We start from the raw sequence: 20,636 nt of genomic DNA on the forward strand, positions 1-20,636 counted from the left end.
TGTCAACATGGTAGAAGAACTTTATAACCAAATTCAAGGGTATTTAAATATGGAAGAGGAAATTTCTTTTGAAGAATTTGATCAATACTATAAAAAAGTATTAGATCATTTTAGTGAGAAAAATGAACAATTTGATGAAACTGATGTATGGAGATCTTTGTTCATTGTTGAAAACCTAATGTCAAATGCTGATGCTCGATCTAAAGAAACTAAAGGCTCTTTAGTTAAAAAGTATAAAAAAATGACTAAACGTACTGAGCTATGGGCAAAGAACTTTGTCGTAAGATTACATAAGTTTGGCTATAATGACGATCAAATTAATGAGCGTTTTGAAAAGATGTTTGAAGAAGGCCCTGTTGAGGCTAACTAATAATAAATGCTATTTGTTAAGTGTGTACAGGTATCTCAAAATATTATCATAGATGTGTTTAGTCTATTTTTAATGATTGAGATGCCCGCACTTTACCATATTGCAATAATGAAATGTTGACTTTGGAATTTTCTTGTTATATAATAGTCCTGTCGCCATAAAAATGCGCCTATGGTGAAATGGATATCACACGAGATTTCGGCTCTCGCGTTCTGGGTTCGAATCCTGGTGGGCGCGCCATAAACATACATAATTAACCTGAAGAGAATATCTTCAGGTTTTTTTTGTGCGTTGTTTCAGGTGCCAGGCACCTTTACTCTAATACTGTGGTAAAGGTGCCTGGCACCGAGGGAATATGATATAGTTATAGTAAAATATGTTGAAACTAGTCGAATGGAGATTACATGAAAGCATTATTACAATTGCCGATTCGTTGGAAGATTACAGGCTTAGCTTTTGGTATCGTTACTTTCTCTCTAATTATTATTGGAATTATTCTTTTAGGATATAGTCTGGATATTAAAGAGGAGGAGCTCTCTCAACGAGCAATGATTACTGCTCAATTAGTGGCTCAAAACCAAACCGTACAAAATAGTATTGAAAAGGAAAATGCCTCAGAGGTCCTACAACTACTTATTGAACGAATGCGGATAATAAATGAGCATGATTATATTGTTATCCTAAATATGGAACGTATACGACTAACGCATCCAATCCAAGAACGGTTAGGAACGGTGTTTTCTGGCGGAGACGAAAATGCTGCTTTTTCTGAACATATATACACTTCAAAAGCAAGTGCTGAAGATGGAACTGAAACAATAAGAGCATTTGTTCCAATTATGGATAGAGATCGTCAACAAATAGGGGTTGTCGTTGTTGGAAGTGTACTTCCTAAACTAGTGGATATTATTTATGAGTTTGGTCATACCGCGATCCTTATCACCTTAATAACGACGTTATTTGGTTTTTGGGGTGCTTGGTTGTTAGCGAACCACATTAAAAGGCAAACTTTTGAAATGGAACCAAATGAATTAGCTCGAGTTTTAGAGGAACGTACAGCTACATTTAATGCTATTCATGACGGGGTAATTGCCATTGATGAGAAAGAAAGAATTACTGTGATTAATGAAGCTGCCAAGTTTATGCTCAATGTAAAAGAAAATGCCATAGGAAAACAAATTTCAGATGTTATTCCAGATACAAGATTGCCTGAAATATTAACATTAGGTGCACCTGTTTATCAACGAGAGTTCTACATACAAAATCGTCCTATTTTTAGTAACCGTATCCCTATTAAGGATAAGGGGAAAGTAATAGGTGCAGTTGCTGTATTTCAAGACAAAACAGAAGTGAACCGACTGGCGAAAGAATTGACAGGAGTTCAGGCCTTTGTGGATGCATTACGAGTTCAAAATCATGAGTATTCAAATAAACTTCATACGATAGCTGGTTTAATACAGCTTAATCAAGGAAATAAAGCACTCGACTATATCTTTGACCTGAAAGAAGAACAAGATTCCTTATCGAGAATACTTATGCAACAAATACATGATGATAGTGTCGCAGGGTTATTGTTAGGGAAAGTAAGTAGAGGAAAAGAGTTAGGGATTACTTTAAAAATAAATAAAAATAGCTCTTTTGTCCATTATCCTGAAGGGATTACTAACCATGATCTCGTCGTCATAATCGGGAACTTAATTGATAATAGTTATGATGCATTAATTGATGCTGGTTCAGACATAGAAGATAAAACAGTATATACGCTAATTAAGGAGCTAGATGACGAGCTCTTTATTCAAGTTTCAGATAATGGCAAGGGAATACCTAAGAAAATAATAGAAAAGATCTTTACTCGTGGTTTTTCTACAAAACGGAAAGAAGGCAGAGGAATTGGATTATTTCTTATTCAATCGATCGTAGAACGTATAAATGGAACGATTGATATTGATAGTGAAGAAAATGAGGGGACGACGATCTCAATTACACTACCTTTAAGAAGGGGGGATGGCAATGCGTGACAGAAAAAGGGATATACAAGTATTGTTAGTTGAAGATGACCCGATGGTTCAAGAAGTCAATCGAATGTTTATTGAGAAAGTCGATGGCTTTTCTGTTGTTGGTGTGGCTTCATCTGGAGAACTCGGTAAGCAACAAGTTGAAAAACTTAAACCAGATTTAGTCTTATTAGATGTTTATATGCCAGGAATAGATGGTGTAGAATTGATTAAACAACTTCGTGAGGAACTAGTTGATGTTGATATAATTGCAGTTACAGCAGCAAATGATACAACAACAGTTAAGACACTATTACGATATGGGGTTGTAGATTATGTAGTGAAACCTTTTACCTTTGAAAGATTGGAAAAAGCACTTAACCAATATAAGAACACGTATAGACGATTAAATCATATTGAAAAAGTTTCCCAGGAAAAGTTAGACCGTATTATTATTCAACAGGATTATGAGAAACCAGACGTTACATTACCTAAAGGTTTACACGCACATACCTTAAGTCAAATCAACGATTACCTTAAGGGCATGAAAACTGCTAAATCGGCTGAAGAAATAGGTAGCGATGTTGGACTAGCTCGTGTAACGGTACGACGCTATTTAAATTATTTAGAATCCATTGGCCAAGTTGAAATGGAATTAACTTATGGCACAATTGGTCGACCTATTCAGTTATATCGTCTAAAACAATAGGAGGAAATTATGAGAGGTTTAATAACGATCTTTTCTTTCCTATTAATAGGAGTATTGACTGCTTTTTATATTGGGTTTGGACTTCAAGAGTCGCGTGAACCACGAGCAATTGATATGGAATTAGAAGGTTTAAATGAAAAGTATTTATTGCGGTTTAGCCACGTAGTTGCTGAAAATACACCTAAAGGAATAGCGGCTTCAATGTTTGCTCAATTAGTAAGAGAAAAAACGGATGGTTGGGTCGAAGTGCAAGTATTCCCTAATGCAATCCTATATGAGGCACAAGACGAATTCGATGCACTAATGAGTAATGATATTCACATTATTGCACCTGCACTTTCAGAAGTAACTGTTCTAGACCCAAGATGGCTCGTAATGGATTTACCATATGTGTTTCAAGATGAGCAAATGGTAGAGACAGCTTTCAATGGAAAAATTGGTGAGCTTCTATTTGAAAGTATTGAAGAATATGGCTTACACGGTATAGCGTACTGGGATAATAGCTTTAAACAATTTACCAATAATGTTAGACCTGTGGTCGTCCCAGAAGATATTGAAGGACTTACCGTTCGTGTTATGCCAAGTGATGCATTGATTGATACATACCGAGCTCTTGGTGCTTGGACACGTCTTTTTCCGTTTAATGAGGTTTACGATGTGCTTAGCACTGGAATAATTGATGGAACCGAAAATACGTTGTCTAATATTTATTCAAAAGGGTTTTATCGACAGCAAAAATACATGACGTTAAGTAATCATAATTACTTAGGGTACGCGGTATTTATGAATAGAGATTACTGGGATAGTATTCCAGTTGATTATCAAAATAGCATTATTGAGGCGATGGATGAGGTTACTTTATGGTTACGTGACCACTCAAAAGTAATTAATGAAGAAATGCTAAATCGAATTAAAAACAGTGGCCAAGTAGAAATACACTACCAAACAGAGGCCGAGAGAAGTTTATGGAAGCAATCTTTTAAGCCAATATATGAAAAGTATGGCCGAATTATTGGCGAGGAATTAATGAAAGAAGTAATAAAATTACAAGAAGCTACCCCCTAAGACAGAGGCTGATATTTATATCAGCCTCTTTTTTTCTTAAGCTCTTTAGTAAAGAATGTTAATTTGCAACAGATTTTTTATTAGTATGTCACATTTTCTAGCTTTAAAGTAAGCGTTTTTCAAGAAAATGTAAAGACCAAAAAGAACAAAATGATCATTATGTTTTAATTATGACATACTTTTGAAAGCGTTTTATACTTTGAATAGTTAGAAAATAAGATATGAAAATAGGGGGAGAAGATATGAGAAAATTTTTAAAGCGTTCTATGTTAACTGCAGTAGCAAGCTTTAGTCTAGTGTTTGCAGCAGCTTGTGGAAGTGACTCAAGTAGTGCGCCGGTAAATGATGGAGGTCAAGGAGATACACCAGAAGAAACAGAAGTAAATTATGCAGAGCGTCCATCAACAGTTGTAATTGGAACAGCATCTCAAGGTGGAACTTACTTCATCTATGGTGGAGGTTTAGCAACACTATTAGAGCGTGAGTTTGGAATTACAGCTAATGTAGAAGTTACTGGTGGACCAGTTCATAATATGCAATTAGTCGATGGAAAACAGCAGGATATTGGGATGATTACTCTTGGTCCAGGCTATGAGGGTTACTACGGTACAGGAGATTGGACAGATGGAAAGCAATTAACAGATATACGTGTAGCATTTCCTATGTATACTACACCTTTTCACTGGTGGTCTCTTAAGAGTAGTGGTGTAGAGACTTTAGAGGATATGAATGGTAAACGAGTAGGCGTTGGTCCTTCAGGTGGTACTTCAGGAACATATCTACCATTAATTCACGAAGCTCTTGGACTTGAAGTAACATCTGTTCAAGCTGGAGCAAGTGATATGACAAGTCAGCAAATGGATGGTCAATTAGATGTTATCGGTTTTGCAGCGGGTATTCCAATTTCTGCAGTATCAGAAGTTGAAGCACAACGTGATTTAAACTTCTTTGGAATTGGTGGGGAGCAGCGTGACTTAGTTATTGAAAAATACCCGTTCTTTTATCCATTTACAATTCCTGCAGGAACATACAACCAATTGGACGAGGACCTAGAGACAATTGCTCAATTTAATTTTGGAATCGTTCATAAAGAAATGGATCCAGAATTCGTTTATGAGTTTGTAAAAGCATATCATGAGAACCAAGATCTATTAAAAACTACACACTCTTCTGCAGAAGAAGCTGTAGCTGAAGCAATCCTTTTCAACGATTCACTTCCATTACACCCTGGTGCAATTCGTTACTATGAAGAGATTGGAATTGATCTTCCAGAAGGAGTATATCCTCCAGAATATAAATAGAGAGATAGAAGGCTAATAGTAAATCGTATTTTAGAAGTGAGGCTGACACTGTGACGTCAGCCTCAATATATAAATAATAGATATTCAAAAGGAGATCTCATTTTGTGAGGTAATCTTTTGAATACCGTTTATACGAAAATATCCCCAATAAGGATGCTCTTATTTAGGTAGAAAAATAAATTAGGAGGGCTAAAGTATGAGTAAGGAACTCAAAGACTTAAACCAAAAAGCACAAGCAGTAGTCAGCGATGAAAAAGCAAAAGAGCTTGAAGAAGCTGTAGAAGGTGCGTTACATCATAGAGAATTATCGGGTTGGCTTAAGTATACGTTTATGACAATAGCTATCGCTGGTGCAATCTTTCATCTTTATGTACTAAATTTACACCCGATTGAACCTTGGGTTTTCAGAAGTATTCACTTAGCATTAGGAGCAATACTAGGATTTATTTTATTTAAAAGTTGGAGAACTAGTAAAAAAGTTAATATTTTCGATTGGTTATTAATTGCAGCAACGATTTATGTAACTTTCTATATTTATACGAATGTTTCAGCATTACTATTTCGTTTTGGTGTAATGCCCCAAACGCAGGATACAATTGTAGCTGTATTAGGTTTAATCATTGTTTTAGAGTTAACTAGACGTACAAGTGGTTGGACCCTTCCTATATTAGCAGGTGTTTTTATTTTATATGTATTTGCTGGACCATGGTTACCAGGAATTTTAAATCATAATGGTTATAGCTTTGGGCGTTTTGTGACGTATATTTTTGGTATGGATGGAGTATTCGGTGTTACTCTTGATGTTTCATCAAAGTATATTTTACTATTTATTATTTTTGGTGCTTTTCTTCAAATGTCTGGGGTTGGAAAGTATTTCATTGATTTCTCTTTCTCATTAGCAGGTGGGATGCGTGGAGGACCTGCGAAAGTGTCAGTAATTTCAAGTGGTTTAATGGGCATGATGAATGGAACTTCGGCAGGAAATGCTGTTGCAACAGGTTCATTAACAATACCATTAATGAGACGTGTAGGATATTCGGGGCGATTTGCTGCTGCAACTGAAGCTACTGCATCAGCAGGTGGACAAATTATGATCCCAATAATGGGTGCAGGTGCTTTTATTATGGCTGAGGTAACTGGGATCCCTTATTCCGAAATTATAATTGCAGCAACAATTCCAGCTCTTTTATACTTCTTATCAGTCTATTTTATGGTTGATTTTCAAGCTTTAAAAAGTGGAATGAAAGGATTATCTCGTAAAGAGTTACCTTCATTGAAAGGAATACTAAAGCAAGCCTATTTGTTTATTCCAATCATCTTATTAATTGGGGCTTTGTTAGCAGGATATTCTGTCATTCGGTCAGGTACGGTTGCTATTTTTGCTTGCTTTATTGTAAGTTGGATTCATCCTTCAACTCGCATGGGATTAAAGAAGGTATTACAGGCTCTTGAACTTGGTATGAAAAATACTATTCAATTACTAGCTGTTTGTGCATGTGCAGGAATCATTGTTGGTGTTATTGCATTAACAGGTGTTGGTCTACGTTTTAGTTCAATGTTATTAGGAATTGCAGATAACAATATGTTTTTAGCTTTACTTTTCGCAATGGGTATTTCTATTTTGTTAGGAATGGGTATGCCAACAACTGCAGCATATGCTGTAGCAGCATCAGTTGTTGCACCAGGTTTAATTCAAATTGGGATTGAGCCGATCTTTGCCCATATGTTTGTATTCTATTATGCTGTTATGTCTGCCATAACACCACCAGTCGCATTAGCTGCTTATGCTGCAGCAGGTGTGGCAGGAACTGATCCATTTAAAACAGGTGTAACGGCATTTAAATTAGGAATCGCAGCGTTTATTGTTCCATTTATGTTTATTTACAGTCCGCAACTTCTTATGGAAGGTACGGGTGGAAGTATTGCTGTAGCATGTCTTACAGCAGCAGTTGGTATTTACCTATTGTCAGCAGCTGTTCAAGGTTGGTTTGCGAAGAGAAGTGCAAATGTTTTTGTACGCGTATTATTGATAGGAGCTTCATTGTGTCTTATTAATGCAAACTGGATGATGGATATAGTCGCATTAGGTGTAATTATCGCAGCAATTTTAGTTCAAAAAATGCGTGCACCTGACGAGCCCGTATTGAGTCAAAAAATTGGATAACGGAAGCAAAAGAGGCTGAATAACTTATACAGCCTCTTTTATTTATTAATGTTTAAACATTTTGTTGATAGACGTTAATTATATAACCTTCTTTTCTTTTAATAAAAATATAGTATATAATTTACTTGAAAATTATGAAAATAATAACTATTATTGACTATAAAGTAAAAAACTAAATGATTAGTAAAAGAAGGAGGCTTTTTATGTTAGAAAATTTTCGTTTTTCTTTTCCAATTAGAGTTAGGTATTCTGAAATAGATGGTCAAAAAATAGTGTTTAATGCCCACTATTCAACTTATATTGATGTGGCATCTACTGAATATTTTCGTGAAGTGATTGGCCCAAATTGGATTGAATTAGCGGAAACAAATATTTTTGATCTCGTCGTAGCTAAGATGACACTAGAATACCATCAACCTGCGAGATTAGATGATGTTATCAATGTTTATTGTCGTATTAAAAAGCTAGCGAGATCGAGTATTACTTGTGCTTATGTGATAACGCGAGAAGGAACGAACGAAATACTAGTAACGGCTGAATCGATTCAAGTTTCATATAACGGTGAAACGAAGAAATCTCAACCAGTCCCTAGTGATATTGCAAAGAAAATAAAAGCGTATGAAGGTAATAATATAGAAGCGAGTTAGAAAGGAAGACATTTTAAGTCTTCCTTTCTTTTTTTATGACCAAAAAGAACAAAAGTAGACCTTTATGTACAAAAAAACAAATAAGGATGTAAGCGTTTTATACTTAGAATAGTAGAACTATTCTTGAGGGGGAGAACCTATGAACAATACATTTATTAGTAATCTATGGAATAATCTTTGGGATTCTCACAAAAAAGTTAAAAATATATTAACATTTTCATTTGCTACACAAGCCTCACAAAAAGTTAATGAAAAAGCAGAGGTAAAAAAGGAAGAGAATAATAATAATTCCAACCCAATGTATAAAAAAACACAACTCTTAGGTTTATTATTAGGGCCAGCACTTTTTACATTTATTATGTTGTTCTTTTCACCAGAAGGTTTAACTCTAGAAGCAAGAGCTGTTCTTGCTAGTACGGTTTGGATTGCAACTTGGTGGATTACAGAAGCGATTCCAATTCCAGCAACATCGTTATTACCAATCGTACTTTTCCCGATAACGGGAGCGCTAGATAGTGGGACAGTTACTTCATCTTATGGTAATAGTATTATCTTCCTGTTTTTAGGTGGATTTTTGATAGCACTAGCAATGGAGCGATGGGATTTACACAAACGTATTGCGTTAACGATTATTTCTATTATTGGTACTAGTACTCAACGAATTGTACTCGGATTTATGATAGCAACGGGATTTTTATCAATGTGGATTTCTAATACTGCAACAGCAATGATGATGGTTCCAATCGGAACGGCAATCATTTTTCAAGTATCACGTAGTTTAAAAGAAAAAAATGTAGGAATCGCTAATGAAGATAAAAATTTCGGGCGTGCAATGATGTTAGGGATTGCGTATGCGGCTTCAATTGGGGGACTAGCTACATTAATAGGTACACCACCAAACATGATTTTAGCAGGTGTGGTGAATGAATTATACGGAATTGATATTTCTTTTGCAGATTGGATGATGTTTGGGCTACCGCTATCTGTTATTTTACTTGGTCTTGCCTGGGTTTATTTAATTAAGTTTGCTTTCCCTGTAAAAATGAAAACATTACCTGGTGGAAACGAATTAATCCGTGAGCAGAAGAAAGCGTTAGGAAAAACGAGCTTTGAGGAAAAAGCTGTGTTAACCATCTTCTCATTAGCAGCATTTGCATGGATTACACGTTCATTTTTACTGGACGGCTTAATTCCAGGAATTGATGATACGATGATTGCAATTACTGCAGCGGCTGTTTTATTCATGATACCGTCTCTAAGTAAGCGAGGTACATTCCTTTTAGATTGGGAAACAGCAAAAAAGGTTCCTTGGGGTATCCTCTTGTTATTTGGTGGAGGACTTGCGATTGCAGCAGGGTTTAGAGAATCCGGGCTAGCAGCTTGGATAGGAAATCAATTAACAGTTGTAGAAGGAGTTCACTTTTTATTAGTAGTAACAATTGTAACAGCGCTTGTCATGTTTTTAACTGAAATTACATCTAACACAGCATCAGCGACAATGATCTTACCTATTATGGCCTCACTTGCATTTGCAATTGGTGTACATCCATATGCATTAATGATCCCAGCTGCTATCGCAGCATCATGTGCATTTATGTTACCAGTAGCAACACCACCAAATGCAGTAGTTTTTGCATCAGGTCACCTAAAAATGGTTGATATGGCTAGAGCAGGATTTTGGATTAACATAATATCAATTATTGTCATAGTCATTGCTATATATTTCTATCTCCCAATCGTGTGGAGTATGGATTTACAGATGATCCCTGAAATTTTTAAAGGGTAAGGGGTAAAAATAAAGGATAACAGCAAGGTTTATAAACCTTAGTTGTTATCTTTTTTTTGCTCTATAATTTTATTATCCTTACTAAGGCTTTAATAGTGTATATTTTAAAAAAATGAATAATAAAATTTTAAGTTATTTAAATAAAATAGTATTGTAAAAAATGTCATTCCATACTAGTATTATATTAAAATTGTTAATCTATCGAACTTTCAAACATTTATAAATGTACAACATAATTTATAAAAAAACCTTTTCAAAATTTTTTCGGTGTGTTAAGATACACCAAGGTGAATATTTATTAGTTGTTTATACAAAAAATATACATACGATATTAAAGAAAATAGGGGGATATAAGAATGAAAAAGTTTTTTAAACTTGGCGCAACAGCATTGTTATCATTAGGTTTACTAGCGGGGTGCGGATCAGACGACAAAGAAGTACTTGTGATGGGGACTTCAGCAGATTACCCACCTTTTGAATCGATTGACGAAGCTACAGGTGAAATTGTTGGATTTGATGTAGATTTAGCTCGCTATATTACTGAACAACTAGGTTATGAGTTTGAAGTTCAAGATATGGACTTTAATGGTCTAATTCCAGCGTTAGAAGGTGGACGAGTTGATTTTGTATTAGCGGGTATGACTCCTAGACCTGATCGCTTAGAGCGTGCAGATTTTTCGGATATTTATCATGAAGCAAATAACTTAATCGTTTCTAAAGCTGATAGTGGAATCCAAACGGTAGAAGATTTAGAAGGGAAAACTCTTGGCGTTCAACTTGGCTCTATACAAGAAGAGGAAGCTGAAGATGTTTTAGCTCCCGAAGTAGATGGGTTACAGGTTGAAAAACGTAATCGTATTCCTGAACTTGTTCAAGAATTATTAGCTGGTCGTATTGATGCAGCGATTATCGAAGATACGGTAGCTAAAGGTTATTTAGAAAGAAATGAAGAATTATCTTCATTTTTATTACCACACACAGAAGAAGCTGGTTCTGCCATTGCTTTTCCTAAAGGTAGTGAATTATTAGATCCGTTTAATGAAGAACTTCAAAAAATGAAAGAGAATGGTAAATTAGAAGAATTGATTTTAAAATGGTTTGACGAATAAATAGTTAATAGAAATATACGAGAGAGGAATGAGATACGGGCATGAATTTGGATTTTAGCCAAATCGTGCCCTCTATCCCTTTTATTATGGGAGGGATATGGGTCACGTTAAAGTTTGTTAGTGTTTCTTTAATTATTGGCTTAATTTTAGGGACATTTCTTGCAGTACTTAAGATTGGAAAAGTAAAGGTATTAATCATTTTATCTGATATTTATACATCAATTTTCCGTGGTACACCACTTATTTTGCAATTATCTATCATTTATTTTGCGACACCACAGCTAATTGATTATAATATTTCTGCCTATGAAGCAGGTGTTTTAACATTTGGTTTAAACTCAGCTGCCTACATATCAGAAATCATTCGTGCTGGTATTCAAGCAGTTGATAAGGGACAAAAAGAGGCAGCGGAAGCATTAGGTATCCCTTACAATCAAATGATGTTAAAAATTATATTACCACAGGCGTTTCGAAATATTTTACCTGCATTATTTAACGAATTTATTACTCTCACAAAAGAGTCTGCAATCGTATCGGTTATTGGTGTAATGGATATTCTAAGAAGATCACAAGTCGTAGCTTCGAATACGTTCGCTTATTTCGAACCGTTATTAATTGCAGGAGTTATCTATTATTTATTAGTAATGGCATTAACTCTTCTTGGGAAATTGCTAGAGAGGAGATTGAAACGCAGTGATTAATGTAAAAAATTTATCAAAATCATTTGGGACGCTTGAGGTATTAAAGAATATCTCAACTTCAATAAATAAAGGAGAAGTCGTTGCAATTATAGGGCCTTCTGGATCTGGTAAGTCTACGTTTCTTAGATGCTTAAACATGCTAGAACAGCCGACTTCGGGAGAGGTTTGGTTTAATGATACGGAATTAACTAACCCTAAAGTTGATATACTAAAAGTTAGGCAACAAATTGGTATGGTATTTCAACATTTTCATTTATTCCCTCATATGACGGTTCTAGAGAACTTAACCTATGCACCGATGTCCGTTAAAAAGCTGGAGAAATCAGAAGCTATTGCTAAGGCTGAAGAGCTTCTAAGAAAAGTTGGTTTATTTGAAAAGAAGAATGAATACCCTAGCCGCCTTTCTGGTGGACAAAAACAACGTGTAGCGATTGCTCGTGCATTAGCTATGGATCCTGAAGTGATGTTATTTGATGAACCGACATCTGCGCTTGACCCAGAAATGGTAAAGGAAGTATTAGAAGTTATGAAATCACTAACACAAACTGGGATGACGATGGCTATTGTTACACATGAAATGGGCTTTGCTAGAGAAGTGGCTGATCGAGTTATTTTCTTAGATCATGGACAACTGCTAGAAGATGCACCTCCTAGTGAATTTTTCAGTCAACCGAAAACAGAGCGTGCTCGAGATTTTCTACAAAAGGTGTTATAAAAAGTATAATTGTTTAACCAAGCTGATAATTCATATTTTTTTACCGTATAATAAAGGGTGGTCTATAATGACCATTCTTTTTTCGATTTTATTAGATTGGAGAACCGCATGTTTAAAATAGGGTATCGAACATTAAAAACGGCTGTGGGCGCTGGTATTGCTATTGCATTTGCCCAATGGCTTTCATTAGATTTTTATGCATCTGCTGCTATCCTTACTATTCTATGTATTTCCGTAACAAGAAGGAGCTCTGTATCTGTTTCATGGCAACGGTTTATCGGGTGTTTATTAGGACTAGTATTGGCCTTTATCATTTTTGAATGGATCGGCTATCACCCCATTTCGTTAATTGTCTTATTACTTATATTTATTCCTCTTTCAGTGAAATTAAACGTTAAAGAGGGCATCGTAACGAGCTGTGTTATTATCTTACATATTTATACTCTTGGAACAGTTTCGGTAGGAATATTTTTAAATGAACTATATATTATCGTCATTGGGATAGGTGTTGCTTTAGTAATGAACTTATATATGCCTAATGTGGATAGGGATTTACATAAGTATCAAAGAAGAATTGAAGAGAATTTTAAAGTTATTTTAAATGAGTTTTCTAATTATTTACGTAACAGTAATAATATCTGGGATGGAAAGGAACTTACACAAACTTACGATCTAATACAAGACGCAAAAGGAATTGCTATTAGAAATATCGAGAACCACCTTTTAAGGTACGAGGATCAATATTATCATTATTTTAAAATGCGAGAGCGACAATTTGAAATCATTGAAAGAATGATGCCGTTTATTTCTTCCTTAGACGATACCGTTATTCAAGGTATTAAAATATCGAGTTTTCTAGAACGGCTAAGTCAGGCAGTGGGTCCTGTAAATACAGCTAGTTATTTCTTGGACGAACTAACTCAAATGAAAAAAGAGTTTAAACAAATGGAACTACCCAAAACCCGACAAGAATTCGAAATTCGCTCATCTCTTTTTTATGTCATGCATGAATTAGAAAAATATTTACAAATTAAAGAATCCTTAAGAAAACAATCAAAAAACAAAGAGAAAAAGAATAAAAACAGAAAGGATAGTAAAGATAAGTAAAAGAGCATATACGGAGGCGAACGTATGCTGAAAACACTTTTACTATCTATTATGTTAGTTGTTTCTCCTATTTGGCCACTTGGAGATAACCCGCTTATTGGAGATCCGTTTCTAATTGTCAATAAGCAAAATAATCAACTCGCTTATATTCATGATGGTGCTATTCAAAACGTATACCCTGTAGCAACTGGGAAAGAAACGGAGTTAACACCAGAGGGGGAATTTATGATTGTAGTCAAGGCTCCTAATCCATATTACCGAAAAAAAGACATCCAAGGTGGTGCTAAAGATAACCCATTGGGAACGAGATGGATTGGTTTTGACGCACTTGATACGGACGGAAGAATTTACGGAGTCCACGGGACAAATGCTCCGCAATCTATAGGTAATTACGTAACAGCAGGTTGTGTAAGAATGGATAATACAAGTGTAGAGAAATTATATGAGGAAATCCCACTAGGAACAAAAATCTTAATTGTAAATACTGCGGAAAGCTTCGAGGATCTCGCTAGAAAAGCAGGTGCGATTGAATAAATATGTAAATAAAAAGAAGAGGCACCTCATTTAGGTTGAGTGTGCCTCTTCATATTATTTTAGAGCCACAAAGCAGCTCCTGTTAGTAAACTACCTAATACTAATGTTACAATCATCACATAAATGACTAATTTTTGGAATTTACGCGGCATATAAATGACCTCCTCAAAGACATGCTATTAATATTGTACCTTGTTATAGGCGATTGAACAAGGTTCTTTTTTATACCTCAAACGCATTGAGCTTCCATCTAATTTTAAATTTGAAGATGACAAAAAAGAAGGAAAAAAAAGAAATTTAGAGAATATTCTACATTGGGTATTACTATAAAGATAGAATATCAAACATGAACTAGGAGTGGATGTATATGGAAAATTTAAATGCCCCTAAAAAAATTGATCATATTGGAATTGCTGTTCAATCGATTGAAAACGCACTACCCTTTTACACAGAACAATTAAATCTCGAATTACTAGCTATTGAAGAAGTTGCTTCTCAAGGGGTTAAAGTAGCTTTTCTAAAGATTGGCGAATCTAAAATTGAATTACTTGAGCCTTTACACGAAGAAAGTCCAATTGCCAAATTTATTGCTAAAAAAGGGGAAGGTATTCACCATATCGCATTAGGTGTTGTAGGTATTCAAGAACGAATAAATGAGATTAAAGAAAAAGGTATTCAAATGATTAACAATGAGCCTGTAAAAGGTGCTGGTGGTGCACAAGTTGCATTTATTCATCCAAAATCTTCAGGTGGTATTCTTTACGAGTTTTGTGAAAAAAATAAATCAGAATAATCTTTCTCTTCTCTAGAACTTTACAATAGGTGAAATATTGGGGGAAATCATGTACCATTTAAAGTGAAAAACTCGATAGATGGAGGCAGATATATGATTAATGAACAACGTCTAGTGGATGAGTTCTTAGAGCTTGTTCAAATTGACTCTGAAACCAAACATGAACAATTAATTGCACCTGTTCTAAAGAAAAAGTTCGAAGACCTTGGAGTTGAAGTATTTGAAGATGATACGACGGAACAAACAGGGCATGGAGCGGGCAATTTAATCTGTACTTTACCTGGTACAAAAGATGGAGTAGACCCAATTTACTTTACTTCTCACATGGATACAGTTGTACCTGGTGTTGGAGTAAAACCTTCTATTAAAGACGGTTACGTAGTTACTGATGGAACTACTATTTTAGGTGCTGATGATAAAGCGGGAATTGCTGTAATGCTTGAAGCAATTAAAGTATTAAAAGAGCAAAAACTAGACCATGGTACAATCCAATTTATAATTACAGTTGGTGAGGAATCGGGTTTAGTAGGGGCTAAAGCACTTGATCCTTCTTTAGTGAAAGCAAAGTTTGGCTTTGCATTAGACAGTGATGGTCCTGTAGGTGATATTATAGTTGCGGCGCCAACACAAGCAAAGGTGAACGTTGTAGTACATGGAAAAACAGCCCATGCTGGTGTAGCACCTGAAAAAGGAATTTCAGCAATTACTGTTGCCGCTAAGGCCATTGCAAAAATGCCATTAGGACGTATTGATGAGGAGACTACAGCTAATATTGGTCGTTTTGAAGGTGGCACACAAACGAATATTGTTTGTGATTATGTTGCGATTTTAGCTGAAGCGCGTTCACTATTACCAGAGAAAATGGAAAAGCAAGTGGCAACAATGAAAGCAGCGTTTGAGGAAACCGCAAAGGATTTTGGTACGACTGCTGATGTTGAAGTTGATGTCATGTACCCAGGCTTCAAACTTGGTGATGGAGATGAAGTCGTTGAAGTGGCTAAAAAAGCAATGACTTCTATTGATCGTACACCACGCTTACTAAAAAGTGGTGGAGGTAGTGATGCGAATATCATCGCTGGCTTCGGTATTCCTACAGTTAACCTTGCAGTAGGTTACGAAGAAATACATACGAAAAATGAGCGAATGCCAATTTCTGAATTAATTAAGCTTGCAGAAGCTGTTGTATCGATCGTAAAAACGGTTACAAATAAGTAAAAATTACTAAAAGAGTCCAAATATTTTGGGCTCTTTTTCGTTTTTTGGTACACTATACTGGTAAAGTTAGTGAATAAAAGTAAAATATAGATAAATACTTATTATTAAGGGTCTAGGAGAAAGGGTTGGGAAATTTGGACTATCATTCTATTCATCAAATGTTAAACTACTTTCGGGCAACATATAAAGTAATCGAAGAAGACTGGCAAAAGTCGGCTCAGGAAGTTGGAATTACACAATCTGAACAACATATGCTTTGGATCATTTATTTTGAGAAAAAGGTTTCCATGTCACACATTGCAAAAGTGGGATTATGGGATTTATCAACAGTTATGCAAGTAATTAAGCGTCTGAAAACAAAAGGGTTAGTTCAAACTATTAAAGATGAAAATGACCTACGGATATCGTATGTAATGTTAACACCAGAAGGAGAAAAGAAAAGAGAGGCAACATCTAAAATTATGTATCGCTTTGGTGATTTCATTAATGAATATGCAAATGAAAGTGAAGAGCATAAACAAAGGTTAGAAGCCGCTTTAAATTTTGTCCAAGATATGAGTAAACATTTTTACGGTCAAGACTATATTCAATGGGTTGATAGAACAAGTAGCATAAATGAAGATTCAAAAGAAAAGTAAATAATGAGGGTTGATATTTTAAAATTTCTCTCTGCGAGGAACCAGCTCTTATATAAGGAACACTTTAATTGAGTAAGACTTAGATTTTCTTAGGAAAAACTAGGTCTTTTTTGTTTTTTAATACAAAAGAATTCTCCAAAAATTGTTCATAAACCTTTTTGTAGGTTATACCGATATTAACAGTAGAGAGATCATGTACGGGAGTGAAGGTAATGCAAATAACGAATCAATCTACTAATACAACACAACAGACATCAGATCGTACGTTTACCTTGCGTGAAGGTGAAGTTTATAAGGCAATTATTAAGGAAAGATTACCAAACAATGAAGCTATTTTACAAATAAGAGGTCGTGACATTCATACAAGATTTGAAAGCAATCTACCTTCAACGGAACGAGTAACTATACAAGTTAGTGAGAATAAACAAGGCATGCCAGTTGTTCGATTTATAGGAGAAGAACGAAGTGGAGCGACTGCCCAACAAGCAGATCAAAAAGATATTAATCGCATCCTACTTAATCTTGGGGCGAGTCAATCTCCTACACGAGCGTTACGTCAAGCGGCTCAAACCTTACTAGATAAAGGTGTTCCGTTAACGAGAGAAGCTGTTCAAGAGCTGCAAAGGTATATGAACTCAAATCAAGGGACAATCGAACAACGGCATCAAACAATTCAAGCCATGGCAAATAAGCGATTAGAAATAACCACTAGTCAAGTTCGAGCTGTTCATGAAGTATTACATGGCCGTCCATTAAACCAAGTGGTATCTAATATAGTACAAGAGGTTAACGTTAAAACTAGAATAGGACCTGATAGTGATCGAATCGATCAAAATACAGAGAGAATTGTAAAAGAAGCTATTCGCAAATTTGAACATCAGCAAGGAAATGAAGTGAGACGGACTGTATATAACCCTCGAATAGAAGTGAGTAATAATCGACGACAAACAGAAAATGTAAGATTTATAGATCAACGTCAAGCTCCATCTCAACTTAGTGATCAAATTCGGCAAGTTCGTGAACAAATTCAAAGAGAACCGAATGTACAACGAGTGATAGATCAGGTACGCCAGCAAGTGGTTAATAATCCTTTAATTGATAGAGATGTAGTTTTATCTGTTGAAAGAGCTAGTCGAGAAGCAGGACAGCTTTTACAAGTTAGTCAAGACAGAATGGTTCAATCTTTACAGACGGTTGAAAGACAGTTAAGTAATCAATCAAAATCAGAAGAAAACTCGCGAGCTCGTATGGCAATTCATGAAGTAAAAAATCAACTTCTCCGTGATCAAAGTATACAAAGAGGTGTCGAGCAACTTCGAACTAGTTTTTTAAATCAGACGTTTGATCGAAATACACAACAGCAGATCGAAAAAATAATTATTCAATCACAACAAATAGAAAATGTCTCTAAAGAGCGTCTCTCACAAGCCCTAATCAGTATTGAAAGAGCTACAGTAAACGTTAATACGTCAGCAGCAAGCCAATTAAATCCAACCCAAAATAATATAGCTCTTCAAGAGCAGGCTAGTTCACACCGTTTAAGTGAAGCGTTACGTCAAATGCAAGAATATATACAAAAAGAAGCGAATTTTGAAAGAGCAGTTGAACAAGTGAAGCTGCAAATTAATCAAAATTCAAATAGTGATAAGCAAATTATTGATAAGTTAATTAAAGCAACGGATGAAAGTACGCTGTTATTGAACCAAGGAAGAGAAATGGCTGCGAGACAACAATTAATGCAAGCTTTAACTCAACTAGAACAGCAAGCACTAGCAAAAGAAGGAATACAACTATCTGATGCTAGTAAGCAACCAGTTGACTCAAATCAATATATAAATAATGAACAATTTCAGACGAGTGTTCAATTAAATAGTAAAGATATAGCAGTTACTACAATTACGGAAAAATTGGCAAAAGCTGCTGCTGATTTTAAAAACCTACAACGAGAAATAACTAGAAATTTAGATGTTACTAATCGGTTAATTAATCAATTTAAAAGTCAAGCACAGCATCAAGCAAAGCCACTTTTAGAAACGACAATAAAGAAATTAGATCATGCGATCTTAAAAAGTGAAATGATGCTACTAACCGATATGAAAACAGAGAAAAGGTTAATGCAGGCAAGTAGTCGATTAGCTGAAGCAAAAAAACTTCTTGCAAGAGGACAATTTCAAGAAGCTAATCGTATTGTTCAAGAAGTAAAAGGAATCGTTGAACGTCTTCAGTTTAAGCCATCGGAAACAAAAGTGATGCATTTTATTAGTAATGAAAGACAAATACTAGATGCCAGAACACCGCAGCAGCAAGGTGTGAGTCAATTGAACGAAATGGTCAAACCGTCTTATGGCCAAGAAGCATCGGCCCGACAAGCTTTTGAAATGGTACGGGGTGTAGGATTGAACCGAGAAAGTGAAATTGGAATGTTATTAGCTAACTCTCGAGAGCATACTGAACAGGATGCTAATCATAGAAACTTAAAGTCAGCATTAATGATGTTAATGCGAGGGGAAGAAGAGGGCAGTCGATTGAGTCAACAAGCTAACCAAGCTTTGAATAATTTAACCGGTCAACAACTACTTAGTAAATCGGATCAAGGAAATCTTCAATCTATGTTTTTTAACTTACCGTTTTTACTAGAAGAGCAAGTAGAAAACTTACAAGTCTTTGTTAATTCAAGAAACGAAGGCGAACAAGTAGACTGGGAAAACTGTAGTCTATATTTCTTAATTGAAACGAAAAAACTAGGAGAGATAGGGATTATGGTTTCAGTCGTAGATCGGAATTTATCTGTAACCTTGAAAAATAATCAATCGATGTTTCAAACAAAAATGGAACCTCTCGTAGATAAATGCGTGGATAACATTAAAGATATTGGCTATAACGTCAATGGAATCAAATTTTCTAAACTTTCTACTTCGGAGGACCAAGGAATAGAATTAGAAGAAAAAGAAATTCAGAGCTTAGCACAACAACCTACTTTTACAGAGAAAGGATTTGATTTTAAGATATGATGGTTTCTAAACATTTTAATCATAAACAACGACGTGTTACTAATGGTCAAACAGCAGCAGTTATTCAATATGATAAAGAAGACGGCGGTGCTCCTAAAGTCGTTGCGCAAGGAAAAGGGGATGTTGCAAATCAAATTATTAATCTTGCAAAAAAGAATAATATTCATATGCAAGAAGACCCTTTGTTAGTAGAGAATCTATTAGATATGGACTTAGGAGAAAATATACCTCCGCAATTGTATTCTGTAATGGCAGAAATATTACTTTTAATAGAAGAGATGGAGAAAAAGTATTAAACAATGCAATGGACATGCCGATAAAAAAAGTAGAAATAAGGGAGTAGGTGTAACTTTGACGCAAATTTTGACGAATGAAGCAATTCATAAAAAATCTCCACAAGAAATTACGGCATTACTTTATGAAGCATGCTACACAAACTTAGAAAAAGCGATTAAAGAAATAGAAAATAAGCAATTTATTGAAGCGAATATATACTTACAAAAAGCTAGTGATATTATTGAGCGATTAGGAGCTGGGATCAATTATGAAGCTGGTATAATTGCAGACCAGCTAGATAGTCTATACAACTATATAGCCGATAAGATTATTGAAGCTAACTATTCAAAGAATATAGAAGTTATTAGAGAAGTTTTACAAGTATTATCTGAAATCATGACGTCTTGGAACCAGGCACTGCGAAAAAATACAGATACGCAGCCGAAAGTTATTAAGAGAAAAGTTAGTGTTTACGACAAGATGTCTATATACGAATAAGAG

The 20,636-nt window shown here is 35.2% G+C and carries 20 protein-coding genes and 1 tRNA gene; 20 read left to right on the forward strand and 1 reads right to left on the reverse strand.

Annotation, left to right across the window (positions count from 1 at the left end; translation table 11 throughout):
• Positions 1-7: 7 nt before the first annotated feature.
• The 14 genes from GKP30_RS10875 to GKP30_RS10940 all read left to right on the forward strand — a co-directional run bounded on the left by GKP30_RS10875 (position 8) and on the right by GKP30_RS10940 (position 14,202).
• Positions 8-370, forward strand: a complete 363-nt coding sequence (locus GKP30_RS10875) for a hypothetical protein (protein WP_216829470.1) — start codon at positions 8-10, stop codon at positions 368-370.
• Between the two features lie 165 nt (positions 371-535).
• Positions 536-610: transfer RNA gene (locus GKP30_RS10880), tRNA-Arg, on the forward strand.
• Between the two features lie 164 nt (positions 611-774).
• Positions 775-2,388: an ATP-binding protein gene (locus GKP30_RS10885; RefSeq protein WP_216829471.1), complete on the forward strand. Its 1,614-nt coding sequence runs from the start codon at positions 775-777 to the stop codon at positions 2,386-2,388.
• A complete protein-coding gene (locus tag GKP30_RS10890) occupies positions 2,381-3,073 on the forward strand; it encodes a response regulator (protein ID WP_216829472.1) in 693 nt (230 codons plus the stop codon). The genes GKP30_RS10885 and GKP30_RS10890 overlap by 8 nt, the downstream gene beginning before the upstream one ends.
• A 9-nt stretch (positions 3,074-3,082) precedes the next feature.
• Positions 3,083-4,138, forward strand: coding sequence for a DctP family TRAP transporter solute-binding subunit (locus GKP30_RS10895; protein ID WP_216829473.1), 1,056 nt, complete (start codon positions 3,083-3,085; stop codon positions 4,136-4,138).
• A 242-nt stretch (positions 4,139-4,380) separates the two neighbouring features.
• Positions 4,381-5,439 (forward strand): TAXI family TRAP transporter solute-binding subunit, encoded by a 1,059-nt coding sequence (locus GKP30_RS10900; protein ID WP_216829474.1) that lies wholly within the window; start codon positions 4,381-4,383, stop codon positions 5,437-5,439.
• A gap of 196 nt (positions 5,440-5,635) precedes the next feature.
• Complete coding sequence (locus GKP30_RS10905; protein ID WP_216829475.1) at positions 5,636-7,603, forward strand: TRAP transporter permease; 1,968 nt, start codon at positions 5,636-5,638, stop codon at positions 7,601-7,603.
• 203 nt (positions 7,604-7,806) lie between these two features.
• Positions 7,807-8,250 carry an acyl-CoA thioesterase gene (locus GKP30_RS10910; protein WP_216829476.1) on the forward strand — a complete coding sequence of 148 codons (444 nt, stop codon included), beginning with the start codon at positions 7,807-7,809 and terminating at the stop codon, positions 8,248-8,250.
• Between the two features lie 139 nt (positions 8,251-8,389).
• Positions 8,390-10,036 carry an SLC13 family permease gene (locus GKP30_RS10915; RefSeq protein WP_216829477.1) on the forward strand — a complete coding sequence of 549 codons (1,647 nt, stop codon included), beginning with the start codon at positions 8,390-8,392 and terminating at the stop codon, positions 10,034-10,036.
• A gap of 356 nt (positions 10,037-10,392) precedes the next feature.
• Positions 10,393-11,145 carry a transporter substrate-binding domain-containing protein gene (locus GKP30_RS10920; RefSeq protein ID WP_216829478.1) on the forward strand — a complete coding sequence of 251 codons (753 nt, stop codon included), beginning with the start codon at positions 10,393-10,395 and terminating at the stop codon, positions 11,143-11,145.
• A gap of 41 nt (positions 11,146-11,186) precedes the next feature.
• The gene (locus GKP30_RS10925; RefSeq protein ID WP_216829479.1) at positions 11,187-11,846 is read left to right on the forward strand and encodes an amino acid ABC transporter permease; all 660 of its coding nucleotides are present in this window, start codon (positions 11,187-11,189) and stop codon (positions 11,844-11,846) included.
• Positions 11,839-12,561, forward strand: coding sequence for an amino acid ABC transporter ATP-binding protein (locus GKP30_RS10930; protein WP_216829480.1), 723 nt, complete (start codon positions 11,839-11,841; stop codon positions 12,559-12,561). The genes GKP30_RS10925 and GKP30_RS10930 overlap by 8 nt, the downstream gene beginning before the upstream one ends.
• Positions 12,562-12,669: 108 nt before the next feature.
• Positions 12,670-13,668 carry an aromatic acid exporter family protein gene (locus GKP30_RS10935; RefSeq protein ID WP_216829481.1) on the forward strand — a complete coding sequence of 333 codons (999 nt, stop codon included), beginning with the start codon at positions 12,670-12,672 and terminating at the stop codon, positions 13,666-13,668.
• A 24-nt stretch (positions 13,669-13,692) separates the two neighbouring features.
• Positions 13,693-14,202 (forward strand): L,D-transpeptidase, encoded by a 510-nt coding sequence (locus GKP30_RS10940; protein WP_216829482.1) that lies wholly within the window; start codon positions 13,693-13,695, stop codon positions 14,200-14,202.
• Between the two features lie 59 nt (positions 14,203-14,261).
• Here the strand turns inward: GKP30_RS10940 and prli42 are convergent, their stop codons facing one another.
• Positions 14,262-14,354, reverse strand: coding sequence for a stressosome-associated protein Prli42 (gene prli42 / locus GKP30_RS10945; protein ID WP_216829483.1), 93 nt, complete (start codon positions 14,352-14,354; stop codon positions 14,262-14,264).
• Positions 14,355-14,569: 215 nt separating this feature from the next.
• On the opposite strand from prli42, the gene mce reads away from it, so the two are divergent.
• The 6 genes from mce (at position 14,570) to fliS (ending at position 20,633) form a co-directional block, all read left to right on the forward strand.
• A complete protein-coding gene (mce, locus tag GKP30_RS10950; RefSeq protein ID WP_216829484.1) occupies positions 14,570-14,995 on the forward strand; it encodes a methylmalonyl-CoA epimerase in 426 nt (141 codons plus the stop codon).
• 93 nt (positions 14,996-15,088) lie between these two features.
• A complete protein-coding gene (locus GKP30_RS10955; RefSeq protein WP_216829485.1) occupies positions 15,089-16,210 on the forward strand; it encodes a tripeptidase T in 1,122 nt (373 codons plus the stop codon).
• A 125-nt stretch (positions 16,211-16,335) separates the two neighbouring features.
• Positions 16,336-16,848 carry a MarR family winged helix-turn-helix transcriptional regulator gene (locus GKP30_RS10960; protein WP_216829486.1) on the forward strand — a complete coding sequence of 171 codons (513 nt, stop codon included), beginning with the start codon at positions 16,336-16,338 and terminating at the stop codon, positions 16,846-16,848.
• 212 nt (positions 16,849-17,060) lie between these two features.
• Positions 17,061-19,859, forward strand: coding sequence for a hypothetical protein (locus GKP30_RS10965; RefSeq protein WP_216829487.1), 2,799 nt, complete (start codon positions 17,061-17,063; stop codon positions 19,857-19,859).
• Complete coding sequence (locus GKP30_RS10970) at positions 19,856-20,155, forward strand: EscU/YscU/HrcU family type III secretion system export apparatus switch protein (RefSeq protein ID WP_216829488.1); 300 nt, start codon at positions 19,856-19,858, stop codon at positions 20,153-20,155. Before GKP30_RS10965 ends, GKP30_RS10970 begins: the two co-directional genes overlap by 4 nt.
• A 55-nt stretch (positions 20,156-20,210) precedes the next feature.
• Positions 20,211-20,633: a flagellar export chaperone FliS gene (gene fliS, locus GKP30_RS10975; RefSeq protein ID WP_216829489.1), complete on the forward strand. Its 423-nt coding sequence runs from the start codon at positions 20,211-20,213 to the stop codon at positions 20,631-20,633.
• Positions 20,634-20,636: the final 3 nt, after the last annotated feature.

Origin of the sequence: Alkalihalobacterium elongatum, from assembly GCF_019024285.1 — a bacterium.
Classification (GTDB): Bacteria; Bacillota; Bacilli; order Bacillales; family Bacillaceae_F; genus Alkalihalobacterium; species Alkalihalobacterium elongatum.